The 22,722-nt window shown below is 73.1% G+C and carries 22 protein-coding genes; 11 read left to right on the forward strand and 11 right to left on the reverse strand.

Annotated features, from left to right (window positions below; all coding sequences use genetic code 11):
- Window positions 1-107 precede the first annotated feature (107 nt).
- A complete protein-coding gene (locus ACWC21_RS06745) occupies window positions 108-803 on the reverse strand; it encodes a GntR family transcriptional regulator (RefSeq protein ID WP_450878835.1) in 696 nt (231 codons plus the stop codon).
- Window positions 804-931: 128 nt separating this feature from the next.
- Here ACWC21_RS06745 and ACWC21_RS06750 point away from each other — a divergent pair, with 128 nt between their 5' ends.
- From ACWC21_RS06750 to ACWC21_RS06770, 5 genes are read left to right on the forward strand one after another with little or no spacing between them, the layout of a single operon-like run.
- The gene (locus tag ACWC21_RS06750) at window positions 932-2,251 is read left to right on the forward strand and encodes an MFS transporter (RefSeq protein WP_450878837.1); all 1,320 of its coding nucleotides are present in this window, start codon (window positions 932-934) and stop codon (window positions 2,249-2,251) included.
- On the forward strand, window positions 2,248-3,078 hold the full coding sequence (locus ACWC21_RS06755) for a putative hydro-lyase (protein ID WP_450878839.1): 831 nt from the start codon (window positions 2,248-2,250) through the stop codon (window positions 3,076-3,078). Before ACWC21_RS06750 ends, ACWC21_RS06755 begins: the two co-directional genes overlap by 4 nt.
- 34 nt (window positions 3,079-3,112) lie before the next feature.
- Window positions 3,113-3,871, forward strand: a complete 759-nt coding sequence (locus tag ACWC21_RS06760; RefSeq protein WP_450878841.1) for a LamB/YcsF family protein — start codon at window positions 3,113-3,115, stop codon at window positions 3,869-3,871.
- Window positions 3,868-4,494 (forward strand): 5-oxoprolinase subunit B family protein, encoded by a 627-nt coding sequence (locus ACWC21_RS06765; protein ID WP_450878843.1) that lies wholly within the window; start codon window positions 3,868-3,870, stop codon window positions 4,492-4,494. Before ACWC21_RS06760 ends, ACWC21_RS06765 begins: the two co-directional genes overlap by 4 nt.
- A complete protein-coding gene (locus ACWC21_RS06770) occupies window positions 4,491-5,360 on the forward strand; it encodes a 5-oxoprolinase subunit C family protein (RefSeq protein ID WP_450878845.1) in 870 nt (289 codons plus the stop codon). Before ACWC21_RS06765 ends, ACWC21_RS06770 begins: the two co-directional genes overlap by 4 nt.
- A 28-nt stretch (window positions 5,361-5,388) precedes the next feature.
- Here ACWC21_RS06770 and ACWC21_RS06775 read toward each other — a convergent pair whose 3' ends face one another.
- The 5 genes from ACWC21_RS06775 to ACWC21_RS06795 form a co-directional block, all read right to left on the reverse strand.
- Window positions 5,389-6,237 (reverse strand): SGNH/GDSL hydrolase family protein, encoded by an 849-nt coding sequence (locus ACWC21_RS06775; RefSeq protein WP_450878847.1) that lies wholly within the window; start codon window positions 6,235-6,237, stop codon window positions 5,389-5,391.
- A complete protein-coding gene (locus ACWC21_RS06780; protein ID WP_450878849.1) occupies window positions 6,234-7,424 on the reverse strand; it encodes a glycosyltransferase in 1,191 nt (396 codons plus the stop codon). Before ACWC21_RS06780 ends, ACWC21_RS06775 begins: the two co-directional genes overlap by 4 nt.
- A complete protein-coding gene (locus ACWC21_RS06785) occupies window positions 7,421-8,551 on the reverse strand; it encodes a glycosyltransferase family 4 protein (RefSeq protein ID WP_450878851.1) in 1,131 nt (376 codons plus the stop codon). Before ACWC21_RS06785 ends, ACWC21_RS06780 begins: the two co-directional genes overlap by 4 nt.
- A 139-nt stretch (window positions 8,552-8,690) precedes the next feature.
- Entirely contained in the window at window positions 8,691-10,109 is a 1,419-nt protein-coding gene (locus ACWC21_RS06790) for a HEAT repeat domain-containing protein (RefSeq protein WP_450878853.1), read from the reverse strand.
- A 300-nt stretch (window positions 10,110-10,409) separates the two neighbouring features.
- Window positions 10,410-10,802 (reverse strand): ankyrin repeat domain-containing protein, encoded by a 393-nt coding sequence (locus tag ACWC21_RS06795; RefSeq protein WP_450878855.1) that lies wholly within the window; start codon window positions 10,800-10,802, stop codon window positions 10,410-10,412.
- Between the two features lie 324 nt (window positions 10,803-11,126).
- On the opposite strand from ACWC21_RS06795, the gene ACWC21_RS06800 reads away from it, so the two are divergent.
- On the forward strand, window positions 11,127-11,321 hold the full coding sequence (locus tag ACWC21_RS06800) for a hypothetical protein (RefSeq protein WP_389148373.1): 195 nt from the start codon (window positions 11,127-11,129) through the stop codon (window positions 11,319-11,321).
- A gap of 48 nt (window positions 11,322-11,369) precedes the next feature.
- Window positions 11,370-12,992, forward strand: a complete 1,623-nt coding sequence (locus tag ACWC21_RS06805; RefSeq protein ID WP_450878857.1) for a hypothetical protein — start codon at window positions 11,370-11,372, stop codon at window positions 12,990-12,992.
- Between the two features lie 16 nt (window positions 12,993-13,008).
- Here the strand turns inward: ACWC21_RS06805 and ACWC21_RS06810 are convergent, their stop codons facing one another.
- Entirely contained in the window at window positions 13,009-14,505 is a 1,497-nt protein-coding gene (locus ACWC21_RS06810; RefSeq protein WP_450878859.1) for an SCO1417 family MocR-like transcription factor, read from the reverse strand.
- Window positions 14,506-14,539: 34 nt separating this feature from the next.
- Between ACWC21_RS06810 and yczE the strand changes: the two genes are divergently transcribed.
- The 4 genes from yczE to ACWC21_RS06830 all read left to right on the forward strand — a co-directional run bounded on the left by yczE (window position 14,540) and on the right by ACWC21_RS06830 (window position 18,156).
- On the forward strand, window positions 14,540-15,331 hold the full coding sequence (gene yczE / locus ACWC21_RS06815; protein WP_450878861.1) for a membrane protein YczE: 792 nt from the start codon (window positions 14,540-14,542) through the stop codon (window positions 15,329-15,331).
- Window positions 15,328-16,095 carry a glycerophosphodiester phosphodiesterase gene (locus tag ACWC21_RS06820; protein WP_450878863.1) on the forward strand — a complete coding sequence of 256 codons (768 nt, stop codon included), beginning with the start codon at window positions 15,328-15,330 and terminating at the stop codon, window positions 16,093-16,095. The genes yczE and ACWC21_RS06820 overlap by 4 nt, the downstream gene beginning before the upstream one ends.
- 70 nt (window positions 16,096-16,165) lie before the next feature.
- The gene (locus ACWC21_RS06825; RefSeq protein ID WP_450878865.1) at window positions 16,166-17,515 is read left to right on the forward strand and encodes an MFS transporter; all 1,350 of its coding nucleotides are present in this window, start codon (window positions 16,166-16,168) and stop codon (window positions 17,513-17,515) included.
- Window positions 17,516-17,781: 266 nt separating this feature from the next.
- Complete coding sequence (locus ACWC21_RS06830; RefSeq protein ID WP_009187548.1) at window positions 17,782-18,156, forward strand: RNA polymerase-binding protein RbpA; 375 nt, start codon at window positions 17,782-17,784, stop codon at window positions 18,154-18,156.
- 99 nt (window positions 18,157-18,255) lie between these two features.
- On the opposite strand, the gene fxsA is transcribed toward ACWC21_RS06830, so the two are convergent.
- The 4 genes from fxsA to ACWC21_RS06850 all read right to left on the reverse strand — a co-directional run bounded on the left by fxsA (window position 18,256) and on the right by ACWC21_RS06850 (window position 22,303).
- Complete coding sequence (fxsA, locus tag ACWC21_RS06835) at window positions 18,256-18,813, reverse strand: FxsA family membrane protein (protein WP_450878867.1); 558 nt, start codon at window positions 18,811-18,813, stop codon at window positions 18,256-18,258.
- Between the two features lie 46 nt (window positions 18,814-18,859).
- Window positions 18,860-19,657, reverse strand: coding sequence for a polyprenol monophosphomannose synthase (locus ACWC21_RS06840; protein WP_450878869.1), 798 nt, complete (start codon window positions 19,655-19,657; stop codon window positions 18,860-18,862).
- Window positions 19,658-20,193: 536 nt separating this feature from the next.
- Complete coding sequence (locus ACWC21_RS06845) at window positions 20,194-21,810, reverse strand: amidohydrolase (RefSeq protein ID WP_450878871.1); 1,617 nt, start codon at window positions 21,808-21,810, stop codon at window positions 20,194-20,196.
- Window positions 21,811-21,862: 52 nt separating this feature from the next.
- A complete protein-coding gene (locus ACWC21_RS06850) occupies window positions 21,863-22,303 on the reverse strand; it encodes an Lrp/AsnC family transcriptional regulator (protein WP_383705814.1) in 441 nt (146 codons plus the stop codon).
- Window positions 22,304-22,722 lie beyond the last annotated feature (419 nt).

A 22,722-nucleotide genomic window follows, 5' to 3' on the forward strand; every position in this document is an offset into this window, starting at 1 on the left:
CGCAAGGCGGAGCATCACCCGCGTACTGGATGTACTCGGGTGGTGCGACAACGCGGCGAGGTGCCGTGCCGGGCGTCGCGAGCCGGTGAACCTTTCCGGTCGCAGCACTAGCCGTCCCGTCCGACCCGCCGGCGGTAGACCTCGACGACGCGTTCCAGTGCGTCCTCGAGGTAGACCGCGAGCAGTTGCTCCGCCTCCCGCTTGTCCCCGGCCCGCAGCGCCTCGAGGATCTGCTGGTTGCGCCCGAGGTACGGCTCGTGCAGGGCCCGCGGGTCGTCCACGACATGGAAGGCCAGGCGCAGTTCGGCGAAGACGCTGCGCATCACCTCGTCGGTGCGGTCACTGCCGGCGAGGGCCACCAGCTCCTGGTGGAAGTGGATGTTGGCGGTGGCGACGCCCTGCCAGTCGCCCTCGCGCGCGGTCCGCTGCCCCTGCGCGACGGCCTCGGCCAGACTGCCGAGGCCGTACGGCGGCTCGCCCAACGCCCTTACGACGGCGCACTCGACGAGGGCACGGGTGCGGTAGATGTCCTCGACGTCCTCGACGGCCAGGACCCGGACGAACACGCCCCGGTTCAGCTCGTGGACGAGCAGCCGTTCGTGGGTGAGCAGCCGGAACGCCTCGCGCAACGTGTTGCGGGAGACGCCGAGCGCCCCGCCGATGCTGTCCTCCGACAACCGGGTGCCGGGCGGGAAGTAGCCCTCGGCGATGCGGCTCCTGAGGATGTCCGAGACCCGCTCGGCGGTACTGGTGCGCCCCAGGAGGGCACGGTCGTCGGCCAGTCCTGTCAGCTGCTCTGCCATGCCCGGAATTCAACCGCAGACAGAAGAACGAGACAACATGGGTATTGAAGGATCGTTGAACGATCCTCTACGGTACTCGGCACCGGCTCACTTCCCAGCACCCTCCGTCCTACCTCTGCGAGGTGCCCATGAGCACGCCCCCTCCACCACAGTCCGTGACCACCGGCGTACAGCCGGCACAAGGCGAACACGGCGCCGAAGACGGCCCATTGGGCTGGCTGCACGCCCTCGGACCGCGCGGTCGCCGCGCCTTCGCCGGTGCTTTCGGCGGATATGCCCTGGATTCCTACGACTACTTCACGCTGCCGCTGAGCATGGTGGCGCTGGCTGCGTACTTCGGTCTGGACAGCGGCCAGACGGGCCTGTTCACCACCGTCACGCTGGTGGTCTCCGCGATCGGCGGTGCCGTGGCGGGAGTCGTGGCGGACCGGGTCGGCCGGGTCAGGGCCCTCATGATCACGGTGATCACGTACGCCGTGTTCACCGTGGCCTGCGGCTTCGCGCCCACCTACGAGACGCTGCTGGTCTTCCGGGCCCTCCAGGGCCTCGGCTTCGGCGGCGAGTGGGCGGTCGGAGCGATCCTCGTCGCCGAGTACGCGAGCGCCAGGAACCGGGGCCGTACCCTCGGCGCGATCCAGAGTTCGTGGGCCGTCGGCTGGGCGCTGGCCGCGATCGTCTACACACTGGTCTTCTCCTACGCCGGTGACGACCTGGCCTGGCGCGTGATGTTCTGGACCGGCGCGCTGCCCGCCCTGCTGGTGGTGTGGCTGCGCCGCCGGGTGCACGACGCCCCCGCGGCGACCGCGGCCCGTGAACAGAGCCCGCAGCGCGGATCGTTCGCGGCCATCTTCCGGCCGGGCAGGGACGGGGCGCCCGGGCTGCTGCGCACGACGGTCTTCGCGGGCCTGCTGTCCACGGGCGTGCAGGGCGGCTACTACACGCTGGCGACCTGGGTCCCGACGTACCTGAAGAGCGAGCGCGGCCTGTCGGTCGTCGGCACCGGTGGCTATCTCACGTTCCTGATCTCCGGTGCCTTCCTCGGCTACCTGACCGGCGGTTACCTCACCGACCGGCTGGGCCGGCGGCGCAACATCTGGCTCTTCGCACTGCTGTCGGCCGTCTGCATCCTGGCCTACGCGAACATCCCCAGCGGCGCCAACACCCTCCTGCTGGTGCTCGGTTTCCCGCTCGGCTTCTGCATGTCGGCCATCTTCAGCGGTTTCGGCTCCTACCTGAGCGAGCTGTACCCGACGGCGGTGCGCGGCACCGGGCAGGGCTTCACGTACAACACGGGACGCGCGGTGGGCGCGGTCTTCCCGACCCTGGTGGGCTTCCTCGCCGACAGCTGGGGTGTGGGCGGCGCGCTGGTGTTCGGCGCGATCGGTTACGGCATCGCGGCGCTGGCCCTGCTCGGGCTGCCCGAGACGCGGGGAACGGAGCTGCAGTGACCGCACCGGACCGCACCGAGGACCGCCCCCTGGTCCTCGCCGAGGAACACGCGCACTCCTGGAGCCCGAAGACGGCTCGGGCCCGCTTCCGCGAGGGCCTCGCGGGCCCGACAGCCGGGGTCGCCGCGGGTCACACCCAGGCCAACCTGATCTCGGTGCCCGCCGACTGGGCCTACGACATGCTGCTGTTCTGCCAGCGCAACCCCAAGCCCTGTCCGGTGCTCGACGTGACGGACGCCGGTTCGTTCACCACCGTCCTCGGCGAGGACGTGGACCTGCGCACCGACCTGCCGCGCTACCGGGTGTGGCGGGACGGTGAGCTGGTGGACGAGCCGACCGACGTGCTCGCCCACTGGCGGGACGACCTGGTCTCCTTCCTGATCGGATGCAGCTTCACCTTCGAGTGGGCGCTGGCCGGGGCCGGTGTGCCCCTCCGCCACATCGAGCAGGGCCGCAACGTGCCGATGTACGTCACCGGCCGCCAGTGCCGCCCGGCCGGGCGGCTGCGCGGCCCGATGGTGGTGTCCATGCGCCCGGTGCCGCCGGAGCATCTGACGGCCGCGATCCGGGAGAGCCGCCGGCTCCCCGCCGTGCACGGCAGCCCCGTGCACTGCGGCGACCCGGCGGCACTCGGCATCGACGACCTCGCCCGGCCGGACTTCGGCGATCCGGTGACCGCCGAACCGGACGACATCCCGGTGTTCTGGGCCTGCGGAGTGACCCCGCAGGCCGCCGTGATGGCCTCGCGCCCGCCGTTCGCCATCACGCACGCGCCGGGCCAGATGTTCCTGACCGACGCCCGCGACGAGCAGTACCGCCTGTTCTGACCGCACGCGACACGAAAGGCACGGAAGAGGACCCATGACCGTGATCGATCTCAACGCCGACCTCGGCGAGGGCTTCGGCCGCTGGCGGCTGACCGATGACGAACGACTGCTGTCCGTCGTCACCAGCGCCAATGTCGCCTGCGGTTTCCACGCCGGGGACGCGGCCACCATGCGCAGGGTGTGCGAACTGGCCGCCGAGCGCGGCGTGACGATCGGCGCGCAGGTCTCCTACCGGGACCTGGCGGGGTTCGGGCGGCGCGCGATGGACGTGCCGCCCGCGGAACTCGCGGCCGAGGTCGCTTACCAGATCGGCGCCCTGGAGGTCTTCGCGCGCGCGGCGGGGGCGCGCGTGGCGTATGTCAAGCCGCACGGCGCCCTCTACAACCGGGCGGTGCACGACGAGGAGCAGGCCGCTGCCGTCGTCGAGGGAGTGCTCCTCGCGGACTCCACCCTCCCCGTGCTGGGCCTGCCCGGCTCCCGGCTGCTGGAACTGGCGGGCAAGGCGGGGCTGCCGGCCGTCACGGAGGCGTTCGCGGACCGCGCGTACACCGACGAGGGCAGGCTCGTGCCACGCGGCGGGGACGGCGCGGTGGTCAGCGACCCCGAAGCGGTCGTGGAGCGCTCGGTGGGACTGGCGCGCTCCGGCACGGTCACCGCGCACTCGGGCGCCCGTATCGAGGTCCGTGCCCGCTCCCTGTGCCTGCACGGGGACACGCCCGGCGCGGTCGAACTGGCCCGCCGGGTGCGCGAGCGCCTGGTGGCGTCCGGCGTGACCGTGGCGGCCTTCGCATGAGGGCCCTGCCGGTCGGCGACCGCGGGCTGCTGGTCGAACTCGCCTCGGGCGAGGAGGCCCAGGCGCTGCACGCGGAGCTGCTGCGGCGCCGGGCGGACGGTCTGCTGTCCGTCCGGGAGATCGTGCCCGCCGCCCGCACGCTGCTCCTCGACGGTCTCGACGGCCTCGACGAGCTGGAGCGCCTGGCCGCCGAGCTGACTGCCGCGCAGGTGCCGCCCGCTCCCCCACGCGCGCGTGACGTCGTCGAGCTCCCGGTCCGCTACGACGGCCCGGACCTCGCCGATGTCGCCGCGCACTGGAAGGTTCCCGAGCACGAGGTGGCGCGCATCCACGCGGCCACCGAGTTCACCGTCGCCTTCTGTGGATTCGCTCCCGGCTTCGGCTATCTGACCGGACTGCCGCCGCACCACGAAGTGCCGCGCCGAGGGACGCCGCGGACGTCCGTCCCGGCCGGTGCCGTGGCCCTGGCGGGCCCCTACACGGGTGTGTACCCGCGGTCGTCGCCGGGCGGCTGGCAACTGATCGGGACGACGGACGCGGTGCTGTGGGACCACGCGCGCGTGCCGGCGGCGTTGTTGTCACCGGGCGCGCGCGTCCGCTTCGTACCGGTGGGGGGCACATGACCGACCGGGCGCTCGTCGTGGTGCGGGCCGGGGCGCTGACCACCGTGCAGGACCGGGGGCGGCCCGGCTACGCCCACCTCGGCGTGCCCCGCTCCGGGGCGCTCGACCCGCCCGCGGCGGCGCTCGCCAACCGGCTGGTGGGGAACCCTCCCGGCGCGGCCGTGCTGGAGACGACGCTCACCGGCTGTGCCCTGCGCCCGCGTTCGACGGTGACGGTGGCGGTCGCGGGTGCGCCGTGCCCCGTACGGGTCGGCGGTCGTCCGGTCGCCTGGGGTGCTCCGGTCGCGGTGCCCGCCGGGAAAGTACTGGAGGTGGGGGCAGCGGAACGGGGGGTGCGCAGCTACGTGGGGGTGTCCGGCGGCATCGCCGTCGAGCCGGTGCTCGGCAGCCGCTCCACCGACCTGCTGTCCGGCCTCGGCCCCGCGCCGCTCGCGGACGGGACGGTCCTGCCGCTGGGAAACCCCTCTGCCGGGCACGCGCACGTCGACGTCGCCCCGCAGCCGTCCCCGCCCGCCGAACTCGTCCTGCGGGTCACGCTCGGTCCGCGCGACGACTGGTTCACGCCGGGGGCCGTCCGTGACCTCACCGACCGCACGTTCCGGGTGTCGTCGGCGAGCAACCGCATCGGGCTGCGCACGGAGGGACCCGCGCTGGAGCGGGCCCGTCCCGGCGAACTGCCCAGCGAGGGCATGGTCCTGGGCGCGGTCCAGGTCCCGCCCGACGGACGACCGGTGGTGTTCCTGGCCGACCACCCGACCACCGGGGGCTACCCGGTGATCGCGGTGGTCCGTGCGGCGGACCTGCCGGCGGCCGGGCAGGCCCTGCCGGGCACCCCGGTCCGCTTCGTCGCCGTACGCCGCCGCTGAGCCGTACGCGGCGCCCGCCGCCGAGCCGTCACGCGGCGTCCGGCCGCTCCACCACCGACAGGGAGGCGAGCGCCGCGGACACCGCGTGCGCGGCGCGCAGGTCGAGGCGGGCGCTGGTGCCGCGGACCCGGTGGTGCAGCTCGTCGGCAGCCAGCCGCAGCAACTGGGGCAGCAGGTCGGTGCAGCGGCGTGCCACCCAGCCCGTCCCGGCGGTGGCCAGCCACCGCAGGCTCGCCGACCGGGTCGGCGCGGGGCTCCCCGGCTCCGCCGACGGCACGGGGCCGCTCGCCGTCCCCGACTCCGCGAGGAGCGCGTGGAAACGCACGGCGAGCTGCCGGTGCCCACGCTCGCCCGGGTGCAGCCGGTCCGCGCTCCACAGCGCGCGGCCGGAGAGCCAGGCACCCTCCGAGGCGTGCAGATGGACGGCCCCGTACCGGTCGGAGAGGGCGTGCACCACCGCGTTGACCGCCCGCTGCCGCCGGGCCAGCGGACGGGCCAGCGCGCCGGGCAGCCCCAGCATCGCGCCGGGGTCGGGCAGACAGGCCGTGAGTACGGTCGCGCCCTGGCCGGCGAAGGCCGCGTAGACCTTGTCCAGCCGGGCGGCCACCGCGTTGATGTCGAACGTGCAGCGCAGGGTGTCGTTGACACCGATGACGACCGACACCAGATCAGGGCGCAGCGCCAGCCCGTCCGGCGTCTGCCGCTCCAGCACGTCCCGTGTCTGCGCCCCGCTGACCGCGAGGTTGGTGAATTCCACGGGTCCCTCGGTGAGGCCGTCGGCCAGCAGCGCGGCCCAGCCGCGCCACCGGTCGCCGACGGGGTCGCCCACGCCCTGGGTGAGCGAGTCCCCGAGGGCCACGAATTGGACGGGTCTCATGCGACGCCCTCCGCGACGCCACGGCGGGAGGGCGCGGGACGGGACAGCACCGTCGCGTCGTGAGCCGCGAGGAACGCCTCCACCGCCGTGCCCCACCCGAAGCATTCCGCACGCGCGCGTGCCGCCTCCCGCCGCTGCGGCGCCGAGCGCTCCAGGAGGAGTTCCACCGCGTCCGCGAAGGCCTCCCCGCGGTCGGCCGCCGTGGCCCCCGCGGAACCCACGACCTCCGGCAGCGCGGACGACGCGCTGACCACCACGGGCGTGCCGCACGCCATGGCCTCCAGCGCGGCGAGCCCGAAGGTCTCGGCGGGCCCGGGTGCCAGGCACACGTCCGCGGAGGCCTGCAGCGCTCCCAGCAGAGCCCGGTCCGACACGTGCCCCAGGAAGGCCACCGGCAGCCCGCGCTCCCGCGCCCGCTGCTCCAGGCGCCCCCGCAGCGGTCCGTCACCGGCCACCACGAGCACCGCCCGCCGTCCTCGCCGGCGCAGTGCGTCCAGGGCGTCGAGCGCCGTGCCGGGCCGTTTCTCGACGGACAGCCGGGAGCACATCACCAGCAGCGCCTCGCCGGCGCGCGCGTGCCGGGCACGCAGCCCCGGGTCGTGCAGGCAGGGGTGGCGTTCCATCAGGTCGACGCCCAGCGGGGCCCGTACGACGTTGCGGGCCCCGATCCGGACGAACTCCCGCTCGGCGAACTCGGTGGTGCACACGACCCGCGAGTACACGTGCGCCGTACGGATGTTGAGGGCGTCGGCGGCCCGCCGGGAGAGGTTCTCGGGCACGCCCCAGGTGCGCAGTACGCCGTCGGCGGTCTCGTGGGACACCATGACGGCGGGGACCCGGGCCCGCCGGGCCCACTTGCCGGTCCACCGCAGCGTCGTGCGGTCGGACACCTCCAGGCGGCCCGGGGCGAGGTGCTCCAGGAGGGCGGCGACGCGCCGCTTGTCGGTGAGCACGCGGTAACCGCCGGTGCCGGGCAGCAGCGGCCCGGGCAGGGTGATCACGCGGCCCTGCTCGGTCTCCCGGTCGGTGTGGCGCTCGCCGGGGACGACGAGGACGGGTTGGTGACCCGCCGCCCGGTATCCCCTGCCGAGTTCACGCAGGGCGGTGCGCAGTCCGCCCGAGGCGGGGGCGACGAAGTTGGCGAGCCGCACAATCCGCAGCGGCTCGGTGCCGGTGCCGGTGCTCATGCCGCCACCGCCGTCCTGCGGGCGGCGAGGACGTCCTCGTAGTGCGCGATCAGCTGGTCGCCGACCGCCGCCCAGGTCCGTCCCTCGACCGTGGCCCGTGCCGCGGTGCCGTACGCGGTCCGCAGTGCCGGGTCGGCGGCCAGGGCGGCCACCGCGTCCCGTACGGCGTCGGCGTCGCGCGGCGGTACCAGCAGCCCGGTGCTGCCGTGGGCGACCAGGTCGAGCGGGCCGCCGGCGGCGGGCGCCACGACCGGCACACCGCTGGCCATGGCCTCCTGGACGGTCTGGCAGAACGTCTCGAAGGGGCCGGTGTGCGCGAAGACGTCCAGTGAGGCGAAGATCCGGGCGAGTTCGTCGCCGGTGCGGCGGCCCAGGAAGACGGCCCCCGGCAGGGCCTCGGTCAGCTGTGCCTGGCTGGGCCCGTCGCCCACGACGACGACCCGTACGCCCTCCAGGCCGCAGACTCCGGCCAGGAGTTCGACCTGCTTCTCGGGAGCGAGCCGACCGACGTAGCCGACGATCAGCTCGCCGTTCGGGGCGAGTTCCCGGCGCAGCGCCTCGTCGCGCAGAGACGGCCGGAAACGGACGGTGTCCACGCCCCGCGGCCAGAGCCGTACCCGGGGCACACCGTGCGCCTCCAGGTCGTGCAGGGCGGCGCTGGAGGGAGCGAGGGTGCGGTCGGCGGCGGCGTGGACCGAGCGGATCCGCCGCCAGGCGGCCGCCTCGCCCGCGCCCATGTAGGTGCGGGCATATCCGGCCAGGTCGGTCTGGTAGACGGCGACGGCCGGGACGCCCAGCCGGGCGGCGGTGGCCATGCCGCGGACGCCGAGGACGAAGGGGCTGGCGAGGTGGACCAGGTCGGCGCGGTGCTCGGTGACGGCCGCGGCGAGGCGTCGGCTGGGGAGGGCGACGCGGACCTGGGGGTAGCCGGGGAGCGGGAGGGAGGGGACGTGGACGACGGGGCACGGCGCCGCGAGGGCGTCGGCCTTGACACCGGGCGCGGGGGCCGGTGCGACGACGAGCGGAAGGTGACCGCGATCTACGAGGTGCCGGGCGGTCTGGAGCGCGCAGTGGGCCACGCCGTTCACATCGGGGGGAAAGGATTCGGTCACGATGACGACACGCATACCGGTGTTGTCGCCGTGCCGGACGTGGCCGCGTCAACGTGGATCTTTCCGGCCGAGGAACGTCCTGTGAGCGTTGCGCTGCACACCCGAGCAGGTCGGGCCGTGTCCACGCCCTCCTGACCCGCGAGTCATCCGGCGTTCACATGGCCGGCCCCTCGGGGGCGATCCGGCTGCGCACGGCTGTCTGGACCTCGGCCTCCTCGGCCGGATCGGCGGCGAGCCGGCGCAACTGCTCCACCACGCGGGCGTCGCCGGTCTCGGCGTGCCGGGCGGCGAGTTCGCGGGTGGTCTCCTCGCAGTCCCACAGGCATTCGACGGCGAATCCGGCGGGGAAGGAGGGGTCGGTGGCGGCCAGCGCGCGGGCGGCGCGGCCGCGGAGATGGGAGGAGGCCGTCTCGCGGTAGACATGGCGCAGGACGGGTGCGGCGCAGGCGATGCCGAGCCGTCCGGCGCCGTCGACGAGGGTCCACAGGGTCGGCGCGTCGGGGCCTTCGCCCCGTACCGCCTCACGGAGGGCACCCAGCACCAGGTCGCTGTCCTGGGCGCCGCCCCGGCAGGCGAGCACGCGTGCGGCGGCGGCTCCGAGGGCGTCGGGACGGTGGGCCCACCCGCGTGCGCGGTCGACGGCGGCGACGCTGCGCATCCGCTCGAAGGCGTCCACGGCGGCCTCCACGACGGGCACCGTGCCGTCGGCGACCGCGGCCTCGACGAGGCCGAGGGCGGCGGGGTCGTTGCTGTCGGCGAGGTAGCGCAGGGCGGTGCACCGGGCTCCCTCGGTCCCCTCCCTGGCCGCCTGGACGATCTCCGGCCGGTCCTCGGGGCCGGCGACGGCGACCAGGCAGCGGGCGGCGGGGACATGGAGGGCGGCACCGCGCTCGACCCCCTGCTGGGCCCATTCGAGGACGGCCCGTACGCTCCAGTCCGGGCGGGGCCCGCTGGGGCGCATCTGCCGCTGCCAGCGGTCGAAACAGCCGGCCTCCTGGGCGGCACGCACGCGTGTGGCGATCGATGCGCGCGGGTCCTCCGCCCACAGCCGCCACGGCCGGGGCTCGAAGGCGTCGCGCACCGCGGCGGCCAGTTCGGCCTCGCCCTCGGGATCGGTCGCGAACCGCGCCAGGACGGGTGCGGCCAGGGCGCGCAGCGCCGCGTCGTCGTCGCGGAGCGCGAGCTCGTCGAGGGCCCAGGCCCAGTTGGCGCCGCGGGCGGCGTATCTGCGCAGCATCTCGAGTGCGTCCAGCCTGCCGTACGAGGCGAGGTGGCCGAGGACGGCGAGCGCCAGGCCGGTGCGGGACTCGTCGGTGTCGAGGGCGTCCTCAGGGTCGAAGAGGTGGGCCTCGATGGCGTCGAGTTCGCCGTTCAGGTCGAGGTACAGGCGGGCGTAGTAAAGGGAGCGGTTCTCCACCTGCCAGTCGTGGCGGGGATCGCGCAGCACGCAGTGGTCCAGGGCCGCGAGCGCCTCGGCGCGCGGGGCGGTGAGCGCGTGCAGCGTGCCGTCGCCGCGGCCCCGCTGGAGCAGGCCGAGCAGCGTACCGCTGGGCGCTATGACCGGATCGAACATGGGAAACAGCCTCACATCAAGCGTCGACGCAACCGGGGAACACGCATTACCTGGCCGCGTGACACAACGTCGGGGCGCCCGCCGTCTCTTGCTTGCTGTAGACCATTTCTCTCTGCCTCTCGTCTGTGGCCCATGCGGACCGCATCACGGCCCGCGTGGTGCGGCAACACCTGCCCAGCCATCGCGTCCGTGAATCACGACGTCATGATGACCCGCGGTCTCCGCTGCCGCGACCGTATTTCCGGCGGCCCTTTACCGCCTCCCCCGTTTTCCGTGTCGTGCCTGGTCAGGATGTTCGGATCAGTGGACGCCGAACAATTCCAGGAGTTCCCTCTTGTCGAACATCCGGGCGGTGTCGACGGCCGACGGAGTTCCCGCTCCGGGGTCGGCGCCACCCTCCAGAAGAACCTTGATCACGTCCGTCTCGCCCTTGAAGACCGCCCCGGCGAGCGGGGTCTGGCCCCGGTCGTTGACCTGGTCGGCCGCGGCACCGCGGGCGAGCAGCGCGCGGACCGTGTCGGCGTGACCGTGGTAGGCGGCGAGCATGGTCAGGGAATCACCCCGGTCGTTGGTGAGGTTGGCCGGAACTCCCGCGTCGACGTACTCCGCGAGCGCCTCGGTCCGCCCCTGCCGGGCCAGATCGAAGATCTTGGTCGCCAGCTCCACGACCTCGGGGTCGGGGGCTTCACTCATCGGCCGGACCGCCTCTCCTTGCGGGTTCCGCAACGTTCGGGGACTGAGGGAGCGTACGGCGGCGGTGACCTCCGCCGTACGAGTGAATCGCCAGCGTACTGGCTCCGCGGGGTACATGACCCGATCTGCCCCAGGTAAAGATCACCCCGAACGCACCGTGAGCCCGGTGAGGCACAGAGTCCCGCCCGACCGGGTACACACCGCTCGACCAGCCGGGCGAAAACCACCGTAATTCACCCAGTTGCACCTTTTATCGTATGGATACATGCTGTGATCCTGGAAGAACTCAGGGTGACTGTCCCCCTCGACACCAGGAGACCGCAAATGATCCTCTCCATCTCAGGCGTCGTCCTGCTCGGCATCGTCGTCTTCCTCTTCTTCCGCAAGGACGGACTCAAGGGCTCGCACGCCTGCGTCTCGGCACTGTTCGGCTTCTACCTGTCGAGCACGGCCATCGCCCCGAGCATCAAGGCCGGGGGCGAGAGCCTGGCGAGCCTCCTGGGCGGCATCAAATTCTGACCGTCTGACGCCGACCGTCCCGTCCGCACGCATCCTCAGGAGACAGCAGTGGCCCGGCGCCCTCTTCCCCGCATTCTGAGCACCGGCAGCGCGCAGATCGCCAGGAGCCGGGAGCTGGCCCGGACGGCGGCCGACAGCGCCACCGACGTCCTCCACCCGCTGATCACCTTGGCCCGCGGGCTGCGCCGGCTGGCCTCGGCCGGCCGGCGCAGGTGGGCGGAGACGCCCAAGGACAGGCGCGGGCCGCTGCTGTTCCTGGCCGCCTCGGCGGTCATGGTCGTGACGCTGGTGCCGTACGGGCCGCTGCTCGCCACCGGCACCCTGATGGCGGCGGCGGCCTGGCACGGCCGGGACCGGACGCCGCGGGGCCCCGAAGGGCCCGACGAGTCCCGGACACAGCGGCTGAGGTCGCTGTACGAGGCGTTGGTGCCGTACTTCTCGGCAGCCGAGGACCCCGCTCCGCTGTACGCGCACGGCGGGGACTGGGAACAGGCCTTCGTCGCGCACGAGTTCGACGACGCGGGGCGCGTCGGACACCTGGTGATCCGGTACCCGGCGTATTTCCCGGACGGTGAGCCGGAGGCCCGCGCACGGATCGAGTCGCTGCTCGCCGCGAAGGCCGGGCGGGGCCGCGAGTACCACTTCGCGTGGGACGAGGAGGGCAACGAGCTGACCGTCACCACCCTGACCCCACTGCCCACCGGCATCCGCGCCCAGCGGTTCGTCACCGCGCCCGGCGAGACGGTCCTCGGCTTCACCGACCCGGCGGAGGTCCAGCGCACGCTGCCCCTCTCCCACGGCGAGGAACAACTCGACGTCCCTCCCGTCGTGTGGCGCACGGGCCTGCGCTCGACCGAGCCGCACCTGCTGGCCGTGGGCCGGCCGGGCAGCGGCACCTCGACCCTGCTGCGGTCCATCGCACTCCAGGCACTCCAGCACGGTGACGTGCTCATCGTCGACGGCGGCGGCACCGGCGAGTACGCCTGTCTGACCGGACGCGACGGGGTGCTCGCGGTGGAGTCAGGGCCGACCGGGGCACTGGCCAGCCTGGAGTGGGCCGCGCACGAGACGGAACGGCGGATCGTCGCCGTCAACCGCGCGCGGCAGGCGGGACATCCGCCGCCGGACGACACCAGGCGGCCGCTGTGGATCCTGCTGGACCGGCCGAGCGCCTTCGCCCACCTGGCGGCCGACGGGCACAAGGATCCGCAGACGCTGCTCCAGGTGCCGCTGCGGCACGGCCGGGCGGCACAGGTGACCGTGGTCGTGGCCGAGCAGTTCGACGGTGCGGACGCCCTGAGCGAGGGGGTACGGCAGCACACACGCGCCCGTGTCGTGCTCGGGCCCGCGACGGCGGAGCAACTGGCCGACGTCCTGGGCGAGCCGCCGCACACGACTCCGCCCGCGCAGGTCCCGCCGGGGCGGGGGTACGCGCGCCTGGGCCACGGCCCGGTGCACCGACTGCAGGTGCCGGCGACGCCCGATCCCTACGACGACGCCACCAGCGACGCGGACCGGAAGGCGGTGACGGCGTTGCTGCCGCCGCGGACGACGCCGGCGGACGGCGAGACGGTGCCGGTGGACGGTGCGGCGGTACGGCTGGACTGCGAGGCGGCACCTGTGGAGAGGGAACCCGTGCCCCCGGAGGCAGTGGTCGCCGAGAGGTCGTGAGCGCCCCCGCGGCCGTCTACGCCACGAACGTGCGCGGTGACTCCGGCCCGTTGCCGGCGCCGGTCTCCACCAGGTGCGCCGCCGCGGCCAGCCGGGTCGCCGCCTCCTCCGCCACCGCTCCCCCGACCGTGAACGGGAGCCGCACGTACCCCTCGAAAGCGCCGTCGACCCCGAAGCGCGGGCCCGAGGGGACCCGTACCCCGACCCGCTCCCCGGCCACCGCGAGCCGCGAGCCCGACAGCCCACCGGCGCGCACCCACAGCGTCAGGCCGCCCTTGGGCACCTGGAACTCCCAGGCGGGCAGCTCACGGCGGATCGCGGCCACCAGGGCGTCGCGGTTCTCGCGCGCCTGGGCACGGCGAAGGTCCACCGCCTGTTCCCAGCCACCGGTGCTGAACAGCCAGTTGACGGCGAGTTGCTCCAGTACGGGGGTGCCCAGGTCGGCGTAGGCGCGCGCGGCGACCAGGCTGCGGATCACGTCCGGGGCCGCGCGCACCCAGCCGATGCGCATCCCGGCCCAGAAGGCCTTGCTGGCCGAGCCGACGGTGATCACCGTGGAGCCCGCCGGGTCGAAGCCGCACACCGGGCGCGGCATCTCGACGTCGTCCAGCCACAGAGCACTCATCGTCTCGTCGGCGACGAGCACCGTGCCGGCCGAACGGGCCGCGTCCACCAGCCGGCGCCGCTGGTCCTCGTCGGCGAGCGCGCCGGTGGGGTTGTGGAAGTCGGCGACGACGTACGCGAGCCGGGGTGCGGCGTCCCGCAGCACCTGGCGCCAGCGGTCCATGTCCCACCCGCTGAGCCCCTCGCCCATGGCGACCGGCACCAGCCGGGCACCCGCCTCCCGCATCAACTGCAGGATGTTCGCGTACGACGGCGACTCGACGGCGATGCGCTCACCGCGCCCCGCGAAGAGGTGACAGATCGCGTCGATCGCGCCCATCGCACCGGTCGTCACCATGATCTGCTCGGGCATGGTCGGGATCCCGCGCGAGGTGTACCGCTCGGCGATCATCGAGCGCAGCGCCGGGAGGCCCGCCGGATAGTCACCGTGCGTGTGGGCGTACGGCGGCAGTTCCTCCAGGGCGCCCTGCACGGCACGGGTGAGCCACGGCTCGGGGGCAGGCAGTGCCGCGCAGCCCAGGTCGATGATCGATCCCAGCGCCTCGGGCGGCAGCGGTTCCAGTCCCCTGGCCGGCAGGGGGTTGCCCGCCGGGACCGCCGTCCAGCTGCCCGCGCCACGACGGGACTCCAGGAACCCCTCGGCCCGCAGTGCCTCGTAGGCGGCGGCGACGGTGGTGCGGCTGACGGAGAGGGCGAGCGCCAGTTCGCGCTCGGCGGGCAGCCGGGCGGCCACCGGCACCCTGCCCTCGAGGACCAGCAACCGGACGCCGTCGGCGAGCGCACGGTAGGCGGGCGGGCGGCGGGCGCCGGGGCCGGCCGGGCGGTCCTGCTGGGAGTTCAGCAGCCGGGCGAGCTGCGCGGCACCCACTGCAGAAGTCCACTGGGCCATGTCGATCAGTCCACCTTCCCCGGATTGGCCATGGATGGCTTCTCGTTGCAAGCCACAGAGTGACACGCACCAGTCCACTACCACCAATCGGGGGGATCGCGTGTCCGCGAAGTCCGCGAAGTTCACGAAGCTTACGAAGTCCGCGAAATCGTCCGTGAGCCTGTCGGCCCGGTCGTCGACCGGGCCGCACACGAGCAGGCGCTTGATCCAGCTGTACGGGGGGCTCGCGCTGTACGGCGGGAGTTCCGCGCTGCTCGTGAAGGCCGGTCTCGGACTCGAGCCGTGGAACGTCCTGCACCAGGGCCTCGCGGAACTGACGGGGCTGAGCATGGGTGTCGTACTGACGATCGTGGGCGCGGCCGTGCTGCTCCTGTGGATCCCGCTGCGCCAGCGTCCCGGCCTCGGCACGGTCTCCAACGTCCTGGTGATCGGCGCCGCGATGGACGCGTCCCTCTCCGTACTGCCCGACGCCCACGCCCTGGCCGTGCGGATTCCGCTCCTATTGGCCGGCGTCGTGCTCAACGGCGTGGCGACCGGCCTCTACATCGCCGCGAACTTCGGTCCCGGCCCCCGGGACGGTCTGATGACCGGGCTGCACCGGCGCACGGGCCGCTCGATCCGGCTGATCCGTACGGCCGTGGAGATCACCGTGGTGGCGACCGGGTTCCTCCTGGGCGGCACCGTCGGCGTGGGCACCGTCCTCTACGCGCTGTCGATCGGCCCGCTGGCCCAGCTGTTCCTGCGGATGTTCGCCGTTCCGCCGGCATCCGGAGGCAGCACGGTGGTTGCCAGCGGGTCACCCGAAGGGGTGATACTGCGCAGGTGACGACGCTCATCCGCCACCCGTACCTGGACCATCCCGGCCCCATTCCCTTCGCCCACCGCGGCGGGGCCGCCGACGGCCTGGAGAACACCGTGGCGCAGTTCCGCCGCGCGGTCGACCTCGGCTACCGGTACATGGAGACCGATGTGCACGCCACGGCGGACGGGAAGCTGGTCGCCTTCCACGACGCCACCCTGGACCGGGTGACGGACGGCGCGGGCCGGATCGCCGACCTGCCCTGGGACGACGTCCGGCACGCGCGCGTGGCGGGCCGCGAGCCGGTGCCGCTCTTCGAGGAGCTGCTGGAGACGTTCCCTGACGCCCGCTGGAACGTCGACTGCAAGGCGGAGGCCGCCCTGCGGCCGCTGCTCGCGCTGGTCGAGCGCCGACAGGCCTGGGACCGCGTCTGCGTCGGCTCCTTCTCCGAGGCGCGGATACTGCGCGCCCAGCGGCTGGCCGGGCCACGCCTGGCCACGTCGTTCGGCACGCGCGGGGTGCTGAACCTGCGGCTGCGCTCGTGGGGGGTGCCCGCGGCGGTGCGCCGGTCCGCGGTCGCGGCCCAGGTGCCCGTGTCCCAGTCGGGTGTCCCAGTGGTCGACCACCGTTTCGTGCGCCTCGCCCACGCGCGCGGGCTGCAGGTGCACGTGTGGACGGTCAACGAGTCCGAGCGGATGCACCGGCTCCTCGACCTCGGCGTCGATGGCATCATGACCGATCACATCGACACGTTGCGCAAGGTCATGGAGGACCGGGGCGTCTGGGTCTGAGCGGCCCGGCACCTCCCGGGCCGGCCCCGAGCCCCGCGCACGGCACTTCGGCGGGGAAGCGAGGGCACGGGTGGGCACCGGCACCGTGCAGGCCCAGGGGTCCGACGAGGACGCCGGGCGGCGGCGCGAACAGCGCGGCTGGTACTTCTACGACTGGGCGTGCTCCGTCTACTCGACGAGCGTGCTGACCGTGTTCCTCGGCCCCTACCTGACATCGGTCGCCGAGTCGGCGGCGGACGCGGACGGCTTCGTCCATCCCTTGGGCGTGCCGGTCCGGGCCGGGTCCTTCTTCGCGTACTCGGTGTCGCTGTCGGTGATCCTGGCGGTCGTGTCGATGCCCCTGGTGGGCGGCGCGGCCGACCGCACGGGACGCAGGAAGCACCTGCTGGGTGCGGCCGCCTACGTGGGCGCGGCCGCCACGTCCGGCCTGTTCTTCCTGGACGGCGACCGGTATCTGCTGGGCGGCGTCCTGCTGATCGTCGCGAACGCGGCGCAGTCCGTGGCGATGATGCTCTACAACTCCTACCTGCCGCAGATCGCCCCGCCCGAGGAGCGCGACGCGGTCTCCTCCCGCGGCTGGGCCCTCGGTTACGCGGCGGGCTCCCTGGTACTGATCGGCGACCTGGTGCTGTACTCCGGGCACGACGCCTTCGGACTCTCCGAGACGGCGGCGGTCCGGATCTGCCTGGCGTCGGCCGGCCTGTGGTGGGGCGCCTTCACGCTGGTGCCGCTGCGGCGGCTGCGCGACCGCCGGACGGGACCGGCGCGGGAGAGCAGCGCGCCCGGCCCGCGACGGCTCGCGGCCACCGTCCGGGACATGCGTCGCCACCCGCTGACGCTCGCCTTCCTGCTGGCCTATCTCGTCTACAACGACGGCATCCAGACGGTGATCTCGCAGGCCTCGCTCTACGGCTCGCAGGAGCTGGGGCTCGGCCAGTCGACACTCATCGGGGCCGTGCTCCTGGTGCAGGTGCTGGCGGTCGCGGGAGCGCTGGGGATGGGACGGCTGGCCCGGAGGTACGGAGCGAAACGTACGATCCTCGGTTCGCTGGTCGCGTGGACGGTCACGCTGGGGGCCGGATACTTCCTGCCCGCCGGAGCGCCGGTCTGGTTCTTCGCACTCGCGGCCGGGATCGGACTGGTCCTCGGCGGCAGCCAGGCGCTCTCCCGGTCGCTTTTCTCACACCTGGTGCCGCCCGGCAAGGAGGCCGAGTACTTCTCGGCGTACGAGATGAGCGACCGCGGGATGAGCTGGCTCGGCCCGCTGCTGTTCGGGTTCACCTACCAGCTGACCGGCAGCTACCGTTCGGCGATCGTGTCGCTCGTGGCCTTCTTCGTCATCGGGTTCGCACTGCTCGCGAGGGTCCCGGTGCGGCGTGCGATCGGCGAGGCGGGCAACCCGGTTCCGGAGAAGATTTAGCACTCAACACGAAAGAGCGGTAGTGTACGCGTTTGGCCTGCCAGGCGTACCGTTACTGCGCGTCAAAGAAGCCGAAACGCTAGGTGACATCTGCTAGCAGATGTGACAAACCGGGCGCTGGTGGGTACAACAAGGGGCGGCTACGACGGCGACGCATGACCCGGAACGGACTCGGAACGGGAATCTTTACCGCCGACCGGACGTTGACCGGATGACGACGACAGCGACACCTGTCCTGTGGGCGACAAGCCCGGGAGGCACGATTCATGAGTGAGCGAGCTCTTCGCGGTACGCGCCTCGTGGTGACCAGCTACGAGACCGACCGCGGCATCGACCTGGCGCCGCGCCAGGCCGTGGAGTACGCATGCGAGAAGGGGCACCGCTTCGAGATGCCCTTCTCGGTGGAGGCGGAGATCCCGCCGGAGTGGGAGTGCAAGGTCTGCGGAGCCCCTGCACTCCTGGTGGACGGCGACGGTCCTGAGGAGAAGAAGGCCAAGCCCGCGCGTACGCACTGGGACATGCTGATGGAGCGACGCACCCGCGAGGAACTCGAAGAGGTCCTCGAGGAGCGTCTTGCGGTACTTCGCTCCGGGGCGATGAACATCGCCGTTCATCCCCGCGACAGCCGCAAGAGCGCATAGTCCCTGCGGGGACCGACCGGTTCAGCGCACACGAGTAACCGCGGGCGCCGTACATCATGTACGGCGCCCGCGGTTTCGTGTCCGGGCCGGAATGCGTGCTCAGCGGGTCAACGGCGGCCGCTGCTCCCGCGGGGCGTCCCCTGGCTCGTGCCTGATCACCTCGCCCTGCACGACCTTGCCGTCGGGCCGGTGCATCCGCGCCTGCCGGAACGCGTCGCCGAGCCCTCCGGGGGCGGCTTCGCGGAGCTTGCGGTCGAAGGTGCGCTCCGCAGAGCGGCTCAGGACCTTCTGGACCGGTGGTATCAGCAGCAGCAACCCCGCCGCGTCCGAGATGAGGCCGGGAACGATCAGCAGCAGGCCGCCGAGCATCGTCAGGCCGTTTCCCGAGCCCTTGGCGGGCGAGCCACCCCGTTGCAACGCCTCGTTGAGGTTCCGGAAGGCGCGGCGGCCCGCACGCCTGATGACCACGGAGCCGGCCACACAGCCCGCCACCAGCAGCAGGAACACCGCGAAACCGCTCGCCGCGCCCGCGACCACGGTCAGCAGCCAGATCTCCAGCACCAGCCACACGGCGATGCCGAGCGGCAGGAGGGTACGCAGCCGGGAGCGGCGGGGCCGTGCGGTGGGCTGCTGAGAGCCCGGAACGCCAGTCGTCATGCTCCCAGTGTGCCCGGACCCGGCTCAGTGCCGGATAAGGGGGAGGTCAACGAGTCCGTTCGCCCTTGCCCGTGATTTTGCCGAGCCTGTCTCCCACGCCCCACGCCGTGACCCGCCACAGCGCTTCCACGACGATGTCGCGGCTCATCTTGGAGTCGCCGAGCTCCCGCTCCACGAAGGTGATCGGCACCTCGACGACGTGGTAGCCGGCCTTGACCGCGCGCCGGGCCAGGTCGACCTGGAAGCAGTACCCCTGCGAGGCCACCTCGTCGAGCCCGAGGCCCTCGAGGGTCTCCCGCCGGAAAGCACGGAAGCCGCCGGTGACATCGCGGATCGGCACATCGAGCATGAGCCGCGAGTAGGTGGAACCGCCGCGCGAGAGGAACTCGCGGGACTTCGGCCAGTTCACCACCCGGCCGCCGGGCACCCAGCGGGAGCCGAGCACGAGGTCGGCGCTCTTGAGGGCGGTGAGCAGGCGGGGCAGCTCCTCCGGCTGGTGGGAGCCGTCGGCGTCCATCTCGATCAGCACGCCGTAGCCGTTGTCCAGGCCCCAGTGGAAGCCCGCGAGGTAGGCGGCGCCGAGGCCTTCCTTGCCCTTGCGGTGCATCACCCGCACGTGGTCGTCCTGGGCGGCCAGTTCGTCGGCGAGCTTGCCCGTGCCGTCGGGGCTGTTGTCGTCCGCCACCAGGACGTACGCCTCGGGGACTGCCTTGCGCACCCGGCCGACGATGGACTTGATGTTCTCGGCCTCGTTGTAGGTCGGGATGATCACCAAGGCCGTGCCGAGCGGACCGAACTTCCTCCCCCGGTCCTGTGCCGCGAGGGTCCCGTCGCCGTCGTTCACTGCTGCCCCTTCACATGTCGTACGCAGGGTCCACCATAGTGGCCGCGGCCTGCATCGACGCGAAGACTGCTGCCTACTGGGGTGTCGATTCCCCAAGAACGGGGTAAGAATCAGCTTTTCGTTCCGCGTCCCGCTGCGGATGGGGGCCCGGCGCCCTTCGGGCCGACCTGGGACCCGCTGGCTGCGGACCGACCGAAAGCCGTTGTCTACTGAGCGTCCGGGCCCCACCCGGGTCACACCCTCCCGACCGGTCGGAAGCGTTCCCGCGTCGGCGCGGCTGCTGAGCCTGGCTCCCAGCGACGGTGCCCCGGTGCGGCACACCGTCCCTGACCCAGCGGCGCTGCGACGCGTGCGCGAAATGCTCCCCGGTCGGGCGTCCGGTGGTGGACCCGGCCGAACCTACCGGCCTTCCGCTGTCGGCTGTCAACAGTCGCCCGACCTGCGCAGACTCTCTCAAGCGCCTGGTCAACGCAGACGACACGCAGGTCGCGCGACGCGATCGGAGGGCCGATCGCCGACCGCGCCACCCCGGGAGATCACTCGCCCGGCCGTACGAACACCGTCCGCCCGCCCACCACGGTCCGCAGACAGACCGGCAGGTCGTTGCCGGGGGTCAGGTCGGGCAGGCCCGGGGTGCCGGAGCGGGGGTCGGTCGACCAGCGCGCCACTCGGTCGTCGGGGGCCTGGACTACGAGCGCGTCGGTACGCCAGACGGCGTAGTCGGCGGGCGCGCCGGGCACCAGAACGCCCGCGTCGTCCCGGCCGACGGCCCGCCAGCCGCCACGGGTGTGCGCGGTGAACGCGGCCCGGACGGAGATCCGGTGCTCGGGTGTGCGGTGGAAGGCGGCCGCCCGGACCGTGCCCCACGGGGCGAGGGGCGTGACCGGGCTGTCGGAGCCGAAGGCGAGCGGCACGCCGGCGCGCAGCAGGGCGGCGAACGGGTTCAGGGTCCTGGCCCGCTCCACGCCGAGGCGCCGTGCGTACATGCCGTCCCCGCCGCCCCACAGCGCGTCGAAGGCGGGCTGCACGGAGGCGGTCATGCCGAGCTCGGCGAGGGCCGCGATCGCCTCGGGGGTGAGCATCTCCGCGTGCTCGACCCGGTGCCGGGCGGCGCGGACACGGGCGAGGCCCAGCTTCTCGGCGGCGGCCCGGACGCCCTCGACCACGGCGGTGACTGCGGCGTCGCCGATGGCGTGGAAGCCCGCCTGGAGGCCCGTCTCGGTGCAGGCGACGACATGCTCGGTGACGGCGGCCGCGTCCAGGTAGGCGGTGCCGGTGTGGCCCGCGTCGGCGTACGGCTGGTGCAGGCAGGCGGTGTGCGAGCCGAGGGCGCCGTCGACGAACAGGTCGCCCGCGGCGCCGGCCGCGCCCAGCTCCCGTGCCCTGTCGATGCCCTCGGCACCTCGCTCGGCCCAGTAGCCGGTCACCCGGGGCCCCGCTTGTCCGGCGGCGAGCCGCAGCAGGTCGGTGAAGTCGTCCTCGGAGGAGATCCGCGGTCCGCCGCACTCGTGCACGGACCCGATGCCGAGAGAGGCCGCGTGCGCGAGGGCGGCCCGCTGGGCCTCGGCGCGCTGGACGGGGGTGACGGCCGCGAACGCGGCGGCGCGTACGGCGTGGTGGTCGTCGCCGGTGAGCGGGGCGTCGGCCCGGGAGACCTCGCCGGGCACCATGTCGAGCAGTGCGCTGGTGACGGCCGCCGAGTGGACGTCGATACGCGACAGGTACAGCGGGCGGCCGCCGGTGGCCGCGTCGAGTTCCGCTCGGGTCGGCGGGCGTCCGCCGGGCCAGCGGGCGGCGTCCCAGCCGTGGCCGAGCAGCACCCGGTCGTCCGGGCGGGCGGCGGCGAAGTCCCGCACCCGGGCCAGGGCCGCCTCCAGGGAGGGCGCGTCGGACAGGTCCAGCCCGGTCAGCGCCAGGCCGGTGGCCGTGGTGTGCACATGGGCGTCGGTGAACGCCGGGGTGACCAGGGCGCCGTCCAGGTCGATGACCTCGTCCACACCGTCCGCGAAGGCGTCGGCGGCACCCTCGGAGCCGACCCAGGCGATCTGGCCGCGCTCCACGACCATCGCGGTGGCGAAGGGGTCGGCGGGGCTGTGCACCTCTCCACGGCGCAGGAGGACGGTCTCGGGGCCGGCGGCGGATCGTTCACTCATGACCGACAGTCTCTCGCGCGCGAGCGGATCCGCGGCACGCGGGGCGGCCGGTTCAGATCTTCGGCGGCCGGGCCTCGTACGGCGTCGACAGCACCACCGTCGTACGGGTGGACACACCGGCCAGGGTCCGCAGCCGGGCCAGCAGTTCCTCCAGCTCGTGCGGGGTGGCCACACGCACCTTGAGAATGTAGTTCTCGTCGCCCGCGACGCTGTGGCAGGCCTCGATCTCGGGGACGCCGGCGAGCCGGTCCGCGATGTCGTCGGGGGCGCTGGGGTCGAACGGTTTCACCGAGATGAAGGCGGTCATGGGCAGCCCCACGGCCTCGGGGTCGACGACCGCGGCGTACCCGCGGATGACGCCACGCTGTTCCAGCCGGCGCACCCGCTGGTGCACGGCCGACGTGGACAGACCCGTGGCCTTGCCCAGGTCTGTGTAGCTCATCCGCCCGTCCTTGACGAGCAGCTGCACGATTTGACGGTCCAGCTCCTCCATGGGGCCAAAACCTACAGTGCGCTTGATCTCCTCGGATACCCGAGCAAGCCAGGTCATAGCCGGTTCGTGATCTCCCCGAGAGCCTGCTGTGAGCCATCCGGGGGACAAACGCGCCGCACCGGGCACCTGCGGACGGCATGTGACGAACGCCACAGTCGCCGAACGGGCTCCGTGATGTTCTCGTGATTACCGCCGAGAGCGGACGGGAAGTGCTTGCTGTGGTCGAGGCCGCAGTGCCTTCACGGCCCAGCCCGAGGGGGAGAACCCATGCAGAGTCTTAAGCGCCCTGGTCGTAGCATGCCCAAGCGGCGGCAGTCGGTCGTCGAGCCCGAGCCGGAGGGCGTCGAACCCGACGCCTTCGACGACACGGACGCCGAGGAACCCGACGCCTACGACACCTTCGAGATGTACCGGGTGAT

This window comes from Streptomyces sp. NPDC001348 (genome assembly GCF_053597535.1).